Origin of the sequence: Streptomyces sp. NPDC058092 (assembly GCF_042884935.1) — a bacterium.
Taxonomy (GTDB): Bacteria; Actinomycetota; Actinomycetes; order Streptomycetales; family Streptomycetaceae; genus Streptomyces.
Genome location: NZ_JBHVSY010000001.1, coordinates 129,411 through 136,415, shown reverse-complemented (window position 1 = coordinate 136,415; position 7,005 = coordinate 129,411). Strand labels below are relative to the sequence as shown.

The following is a 7,005-nucleotide window of genomic DNA, read 5'->3' as shown; positions in this document are numbered from 1 at the left end:
GACCGGAAGGCTCGGCAGGTCAGGCACACCCGAGCGACCGACACGCAACGGCCCCGGTTCTGCCCCGGTACGTGGCGAGGCAGGAGCGGCCCCACCCCGGCGCCCGCACGCAGGCCCCCTCGATCGCCGGACGGGGTGATTTTCGGCCCGTCCGGCGATCGAGGACAGAACGGCAGTCGGACGGCCCCGGTGAACCACACGACTCCGCGGTGGACCCGCCCCTCACGTCAGGCCGCCCGCGCGCCCGCGCAGGTGCACGATGTCGCCCGCGGACACGGGTTCCTGGAGGCCGTCGTCGGTGGACAGGATCAGGCGGCCGTCGCTGTCGATCGCCACGGCCTCGCCGGTGAGCGTGCGGTCGCCGGGGAGCTGGGCCCGTACTGTCCGGCCCAGGGTCGCGCAGCCCGCCGCGTACGCCTCCTGCAGGCCGCTCGCCGCCGCGTCGCCGTCCGCCGCGCGCCACTGGACGTACCAGTGCTCCAGCGAGCGCAGTACGCCGCGCAGCAGCGTCTCCCGGTCGGTGGAGACCGCACCGGCCAGGGCCAGCGAGCCGGCCGTGGGGGCGGGGAGTTCGTCGGCGCGCAGGGAGACGTTGAGGCCGATGCCCACGACGACGCCGTCACCGGCGCGCTCGGCCAGGATGCCGCCCGCCTTGCGTTCCTCGCGCAGTGGGGTCTCCCCCGGACGGAGCTTGTCGGAGTCCTTGGGGATGGTCACCAGGAGGTCGTTGGGCCATTTCAGGGCCGTGTCGACGCCCGCCGCGCGCGCCAGGCCGGTAGCCGTCGCGACGCCGGCGAGCAGGGGCAGCCAGCTCCACTGCCGCACGGGGATGTCGCCCGGCGCCAGGAAGACGGAGAAGAACAGGCCCGAACGGGCCGGAGCCGTCCACGTGCGGTCCAGGCGACCGCGGCCGGCGGTCTGCTCCTCGGCGACCAGCACGGCTCCCTCGGCGAGCCCCTCCGCCGCTCGCCGGGCAAGGTCGGAGTTGGTGGACCCGGTGGTCTCCACGACGTCGAGCGAGGTCCACAGTCCGCCCGGCCGCAGCAGCCCGCGGCGCAGCGCGGGGACGTTCAGGGGCGGCCGGTCCAGGTCCGACCAGCGGCTGTGAGGCGCATCAGAAGGTGTCATGCAAGCCAGACTAGGTGTGGTAAACGACGCACTGCCGAACCGTATCGACGCCGATACGCTACGGATCAGTAGGTGTCCAGTACCTGATCAGTGGGTGTTCAGCAGCTGATCAGCCGCACAGTCGTCCCCGTGACCAGGCAGGGAGCCGCCACCCGATGTCCGAGCCTGAAGAGATCGACATCCACACCACCGCGGGCAAGATCGCCGACCTGCAGCGCCGCATCGACGAAGCGGTGCACGCGGGCTCCGAACGCGCGGTCGAGAAGCAGCACGCGAAAGGCAAGCTGACCGCCCGCGAGCGGATCGGCCTGCTGCTCGACGAGGGTTCCTTCGTGGAGCTCGACGAGTTGGCCCGGCACCGTTCCACGAGCTTCGGCATCGAGAAGAACCGCCCCTACGGAGATGGCGTCGTCACCGGCTACGGCACGGTCGACGGCCGCCCCGTCTGCGTCTACTCGCAGGACTTCACCATCTTCGGCGGTTCACTCGGCGAGGTCTACGGTGAGAAAATCGTCAAGGTGATGGACTTCGCGCTGAAGACCGGCTGCCCGGTCATCGGCATCAACGACGGCGGCGGCGCACGCATCCAGGAAGGCGTGGCCGCGCTCGGTCTGTTCGCCGAGATCTTCCGCCGCAATGTGCACGCCTCGGGCGTCGTCCCGCAGATCTCGCTGATCGTCGGACCGTGCGCGGGCGGCGCGGTCTACTCCCCCGCGATCACCGACTTCACCGTCATGGTCGACCAGACGTCGCACATGTTCATCACGGGCCCCGACGTCATCAAGACCGTCACCGGTGAGGACGTCGGCTTCGAGCAGCTCGGCGGCGCCCGCACCCACAACACCACGTCCGGCGTGGCGCATCACATGGCGGGCGACGAGAAGGACGCCATCGAGTACGTCAAGTCACTGCTGTCGTACCTCCCTTCGAACAACCTCTCCGAGGCACCGGCCTTCCCGGAGGCGGCCGACCTCACCACCACGGACGAGGACCGCGAGCTCGACACCCTCATCCCCGACTCGGCGAACCAGCCGTACGACATGCACACCGCCATCGAGCACGTGCTGGACGACGGCGAATTCCTGGAGACGCAGGCCCTGTTCGCGCCGAACATCCTCACCGGCTTCGGGCGCGTGGAGGGCTATCCGGTCGGCATCGTCGCCAACCAGCCGATACAGTTCGCGGGCTGCCTGGACATCAACGCGAGCGAGAAGGCGGCGCGGTTCGTCCGCACCTGCGACGCGTTCAACGTGCCCGTGCTGACCTTCGTCGACGTTCCCGGCTTCCTGCCCGGCCTCGACCAGGAGTACGGCGGCATCATCCGCCGCGGCGCCAAGCTGATCTACGCCTACGCGGAGGCGACCGTCCCGCTGATCACGGTGATCACCCGCAAGGCGTTCGGCGGCGCGTACGACGTGATGGGCTCCAAGCACCTGGGCGCCGACATCAACGTGGCCTGGCCGACCGCGCAGATCGCCGTCATGGGCGCGCAGGGTGCGGTGAACATCCTGCACCGCCGCACCATCGCCGCCATCACGGACCCCGCCGAGGCGGAAGCCACCCGCGCCACGCTGATCGCCGACTACGAGGACGCGCTGCTCAACCCGTACGTCGCGGCCGAACGCGGCTACGTCGACGCGGTGATCCTGCCGTCCGACACCCGCGCGCACATCGTGAAGGGGCTGCGCCAGCTGCGTACGAAGCGGGAATCGCTGCCCCCGAAGAAGCACGGCAACATCCCCCTCTAGAAAGGGTCCTGGCCATGATCAAGGTCGTACGGGGCAACCCGACCCCTGAGGAGCTGGCTGCCGCACTGGCGGTGGTCCGGGCGCGCGCGGCGACATCCGCGATGTCGTCCGGCGCACCGTCGCTCACGTCGGCGCTGCCCGGTCAGTGGTCCGACCCGGGGCGCATCGCCCGGCGTGAGCGCCACCTGCCGGGGCCGCGGGCCTGGGCACGGACGTACTGGCCCGGATAGTCGCGGGAGTACCTGTTCGCACGCGTTTCCGGAGGTCCGGGCCCGTACGGGCCCGGGCCTCCGGTGCGTCCGGGCGCGATTCTGGTCCGTACGCACCAGGGCGCCTGAGTACCCGTACTCAGGCGCGGCATACGCCTCCGCAGCAGGATCGGTCCCATGCTGTGGTCCGACCCCGAGAACAAGCCGCCGAAGGAACTGCGCGACGCCCAGGACATGATGCGGCGCGCGGGGCTGGTGCTGGCGCTGGCGATGGTGGTCGCGATGTTCGTGCTCGGAACGCGGTGAGGGGCACCGTAACGGCGGCTCCGCCCCTGCCTTCCACGATCGCCTTCTACGATGGCGCGTATGACTGATCAGCGCCGTCTCGTGCTCGCCTCCGCATCCCCCGCCCGTCTCGGTCTTCTGCGGCAGGCCGGATTCTCGCCCGAGGTGATCGTCAGCGGGGTGGACGAGGACGCGCTGGGCGCCGCGACGCCGGCCGAGCTGGCGCTCGTCCTCGCCGAGGCCAAGGCCGCCGCGGTGGCCGGCCGGCCGGAGGCGGCGGGTGCCCTGGTCATCGGATGCGACTCGGTGCTCGAACTCGACGGCGAGGCGCTCGGCAAGCCGGCCGACGGCGAGGAGGCCATCGCCCGCTGGAAGTCCATGCGCGGCCGGGCCGGGGTGCTGCGGACCGGCCACAGCGTGATCGACACCGCGACCGGACGTACGGCCTCGGCGACCGCCTCCACGACCGTCCGCTTCGGCGAACCGACGGACGCGGAGGTCGCCGCCTACGTGGCCTCGGGCGAGCCGCTCCACGTCGCGGGCGCCTTCACGCTGGACGGCCGGTCCGCGCCGTTCGTCGACTCCATCGAGGGCGACCACGGCAACGTCATCGGGCTCTCGCTGCCGCTGCTGCGCAGGCTGCTGGGCGAGCTGGGGATCTCCGTCACCGAGCTCTGGGTCCGAGCGGGACCGGATGAGCCGGACCGTATGAGCCCGACCGGGTGAGCCGGACCGTACGGGCCCGACCGGGTGAGCCGGACCGTACGGGTCAGGCCCTCTCCGTCGGACCGTACGGGTCAGATCGGGGCCGGAGCGTTCGGTTCGGCGTCATCCGCGGGCCGGCCGGCCTCGGGTCCGGGCCCGGGGCGGGGGCCGTACGCCACCAGCGTCAGCACGATCAGCCCGAGCACCACCATCATGAATCCGAACGCGGCCCAGCCGACCAGTCCCACCGTCAGCGCGCCCAGCACCCCGTGCACCACGGCGCAGGTGATGAGGGCGATGCGGCCGATACGGCCGGGGGCCCGGTCGCGGATGCCGGTCAGCAGGAGGACCAGCCCGCACAGCAGCAGATACAGACCGAAGACGCCGCCCATCACCCAGGTGCCGCTGGACATCGCGTCGGGTTCCAGCCCGGCCAGTGACATGTCCTGGTTCTTGACCACCGTCGCCAGGATGCCGTTGATGAGCACGATGCCCACGGCTTCCACGAACAGCACGATCGCGGCCACGAACGCCACCGGTCTGCGCACCACGGTGCTCACCCCCTGTTACCTGCAGTACGTGCGATAGCGCGGACCCTACTAACCGGTAACGCGCGGGACAAGGGTTCCGACGCTCTTTGCTCCCGCCCCGCACCACCGGCGCGCCCCCGCGTGCTGTCCCTGCGCCCTCCTGGCCGCGGCTCTCGTGCGTCGGGCAAAGAATCGTTCGCCCGTTAGTGGGGACTCGACAAAGAAACACCCGGCGTGGCTGCTTGCACGAACAGAGACCTGGACCACACCTCGTGGCTACTGTGCGGTCATGGATCCCGGCGTACCGTGGTGCCACAAGGGATTTCGCGACTTGAGCAAGCCTCGAATCACACTCCGTGTGGGCAAGCTCACCACTGGGGACGGGTCGTAGGGCCGTGTCGGTAGTCCCTAAACTCAGCTTGTTTCAAGGAGGGAGCCATCGTGCGCAAGGTGCTCATCGCCAACCGTGGCGAAATTGCTGTCCGTGTTGCTCGGGCATGCCGGGATGCCGGGATCGGGAGCGTGGCCGTCTACGCCGACCCGGACCGCGACGCTCTGCATGTACGCGCGGCCGACGAGGCATTCGCCCTGGGCGGTGACACCCCGGCCGCCAGCTACCTGGACATGGCCAAGGTGCTCCAGGCTGCCAAGGACTCCGGGGCGGACGCGATCCACCCGGGCTACGGCTTCCTGTCGGAGAACGCCGACTTCGCCCAGGCCGTCCTCGACGCGGACCTGACGTGGATCGGCCCGCCGCCGCAGGCGATCCGGGACCTCGGCGACAAGGTCGCCGCCCGGCACATCGCGCAGCGCGCCGGTGCCCCGCTGGTGGCCGGTACGCCCGACCCGGTCGCGGGCTCCGGTGAGGTCGTGGCGTTCGCGAAGCAGCACGGGCTGCCGATCGCGATCAAGGCCGCGTTCGGTGGTGGCGGCCGCGGGCTGAAGGTGGCGCGCACGCTGGAGGAGATCCCGGAGCTGTACGACTCCGCGGTCCGTGAGGCCGTCGCGGCGTTCGGCCGCGGCGAGTGCTTCGTGGAGCGCTACCTCGACAAGCCGCGCCACGTCGAGACGCAGTGCCTGGCCGACCAGCACGGCAACGTCGTCGTCGTCTCCACCCGTGACTGCTCGCTCCAGCGCCGCCACCAGAAGCTGGTCGAGGAGGCCCCCGCGCCGTTCCTGTCCGAGGCGCAGAACGCGGAGCTGTACGCGGCGTCGAAGGCCATCCTCAAGCAGGCCGGTTACGTCGGTGCCGGCACCGTGGAGTTCCTCGTCGGCACGGACGGCACCATCTCGTTCCTGGAGGTCAACACCCGCCTCCAGGTCGAGCACCCGGTCACCGAGGAGGTCACCGGCCTCGACCTCGTACGCGAGATGTTCCGCATCGCCGACGGCGAGAAGCTCGGCTACGACGACCCGGCCGTGCGCGGGCACTCCTTCGAATTCCGGATCAACGGCGAGGACCCGGGCCGCGGCTTCCTGCCCGCTCCCGGCACCGTCACCGCCTTCGCCCCGCCGACCGGCCCCGGTGTCCGCCTCGACGCGGGCGTGGAGTCCGGTTCCGTCATCGGCCCCGCCTGGGACTCGCTGCTGGCGAAGCTCATCGTGACCGGTGCGACGCGTGAGCAGGCGCTGCAGCGGGCGGCGCGCGCGCTGGCCGAGTTCGACGTCGAGGGTATGGCCACCGCCATTCCGTTCCACCGCGCGGTCGTCGCCGACCCGGCGTTCACCAGCGACCCGTTTCGGATCCATACCCGGTGGATCGAGACCGAGTTCGTCAACGACATCAAGCCCTTCACCGCCGTCGCCGACGTGGAGGCGGAGGAGGAGGCCGGTCGCGAGACCGTGGTCGTCGAGGTCGGCGGCAAGCGTCTTGAGGTCTCGCTGCCCTCGTCGCTGGGCATGAGCCTGGCCCGTACGGGCCTCGCGGCGGGCGCCAAGCCCAAGCGCCGCGCGGCGAAGAAGACCGGCTCCGCGGTCTCCGGCGACACCCTGGCGTCCCCGATGCAGGGCACCATCGTCAAGATCGCCGTCGAGGAGGGCCAGCAGGTCCAGGAGGGCGACCTCGTCGTCGTCCTGGAGGCCATGAAGATGGAGCAGCCGCTGAACGCGCACCGCGCGGGCATCGTCAAGGGACTGGTCGCCGAGGTCGGCAGCTCGGTCTCCTCCGGCGCCGTGATCTGCGAGATCAAGGACTGATCGAGCGGCACCCGACGTTCCACCGGGGCCCCTGCCGAGTCGCACGACTCCGCAGGGGCCCCGTTTTCGGTTGTCCGGCAACCGGGTGCGTCACTCCTGGACTTGCGTCACTCCTGCGCTTGCGTCATTTCTCGGCGGGTGGCGCGGCGGCCGTCCTCGCGGCGAGCAGCAGGACCAGGGTCAGCGCCCAGGAGCCCACGGAGG

General features: G+C 70.8%; 7 protein-coding genes. 5 read left to right on the top strand and 2 right to left on the bottom strand.

The annotated features are described in order from the left end of the window. Positions 1-222 precede the first annotated feature (222 nt). Positions 223-1,128: a biotin--[acetyl-CoA-carboxylase] ligase gene (locus ACFVV1_RS00695; protein ID WP_389982377.1), complete on the bottom strand. Its 906-nt coding sequence runs from the start codon at positions 1,126-1,128 to the stop codon at positions 223-225. Between the two features lie 155 nt (positions 1,129-1,283). On the opposite strand from ACFVV1_RS00695, the gene ACFVV1_RS00690 reads away from it, so the two are divergent. From ACFVV1_RS00690 to ACFVV1_RS00675, 4 genes are all read left to right on the top strand, one after another. Further along, complete coding sequence (locus tag ACFVV1_RS00690; protein ID WP_389982374.1) at positions 1,284-2,876, top strand: acyl-CoA carboxylase subunit beta; 1,593 nt, start codon at positions 1,284-1,286, stop codon at positions 2,874-2,876. Between the two features lie 14 nt (positions 2,877-2,890). After that, complete coding sequence (locus tag ACFVV1_RS00685) at positions 2,891-3,106, top strand: acyl-CoA carboxylase epsilon subunit (protein ID WP_389982371.1); 216 nt, start codon at positions 2,891-2,893, stop codon at positions 3,104-3,106. Positions 3,107-3,262: 156 nt separating this feature from the next. Beyond that, entirely contained in the window at positions 3,263-3,391 is a 129-nt protein-coding gene (gene mmpB / locus ACFVV1_RS00680) for a morphogenic membrane protein MmpB (RefSeq protein ID WP_093900106.1), read from the top strand. A gap of 51 nt (positions 3,392-3,442) precedes the next feature. Next, the gene (locus tag ACFVV1_RS00675) at positions 3,443-4,096 is read left to right on the top strand and encodes a nucleoside triphosphate pyrophosphatase (protein WP_389982368.1); all 654 of its coding nucleotides are present in this window, start codon (positions 3,443-3,445) and stop codon (positions 4,094-4,096) included. 71 nt (positions 4,097-4,167) lie between these two features. Here ACFVV1_RS00675 and ACFVV1_RS00670 read toward each other — a convergent pair whose 3' ends face one another. Beyond that, the gene (locus ACFVV1_RS00670) at positions 4,168-4,635 is read right to left on the bottom strand and encodes a hypothetical protein (protein WP_389982365.1); all 468 of its coding nucleotides are present in this window, start codon (positions 4,633-4,635) and stop codon (positions 4,168-4,170) included. Between the two features lie 411 nt (positions 4,636-5,046). On the opposite strand from ACFVV1_RS00670, the gene ACFVV1_RS00665 reads away from it, so the two are divergent. Further along, on the top strand, positions 5,047-6,801 hold the full coding sequence (locus tag ACFVV1_RS00665; protein ID WP_389982362.1) for an acetyl/propionyl/methylcrotonyl-CoA carboxylase subunit alpha: 1,755 nt from the start codon (positions 5,047-5,049) through the stop codon (positions 6,799-6,801). Positions 6,802-7,005 lie beyond the last annotated feature (204 nt).

What these genes read in the sequence shown, in the direction of transcription:
- ACFVV1_RS00695 (WP_389982377.1), bottom strand. Translation starts at nt 1,128, where the DNA reads ATGACACCTTCTGATGCGCCTCACAGCCGCTGGTCGGACCTGGACCGG.
- ACFVV1_RS00690 (WP_389982374.1), top strand. Translation starts at nt 1,284, where the DNA reads ATGTCCGAGCCTGAAGAGATCGACATCCACACCACCGCGGGCAAGATC.
- ACFVV1_RS00685 (WP_389982371.1), top strand. Translation starts at nt 2,891, where the DNA reads ATGATCAAGGTCGTACGGGGCAACCCGACCCCTGAGGAGCTGGCTGCC.
- mmpB (WP_093900106.1), top strand. Translation starts at nt 3,263, where the DNA reads ATGCTGTGGTCCGACCCCGAGAACAAGCCGCCGAAGGAACTGCGCGAC.
- ACFVV1_RS00675 (WP_389982368.1), top strand. Translation starts at nt 3,443, where the DNA reads ATGGCGCGTATGACTGATCAGCGCCGTCTCGTGCTCGCCTCCGCATCC.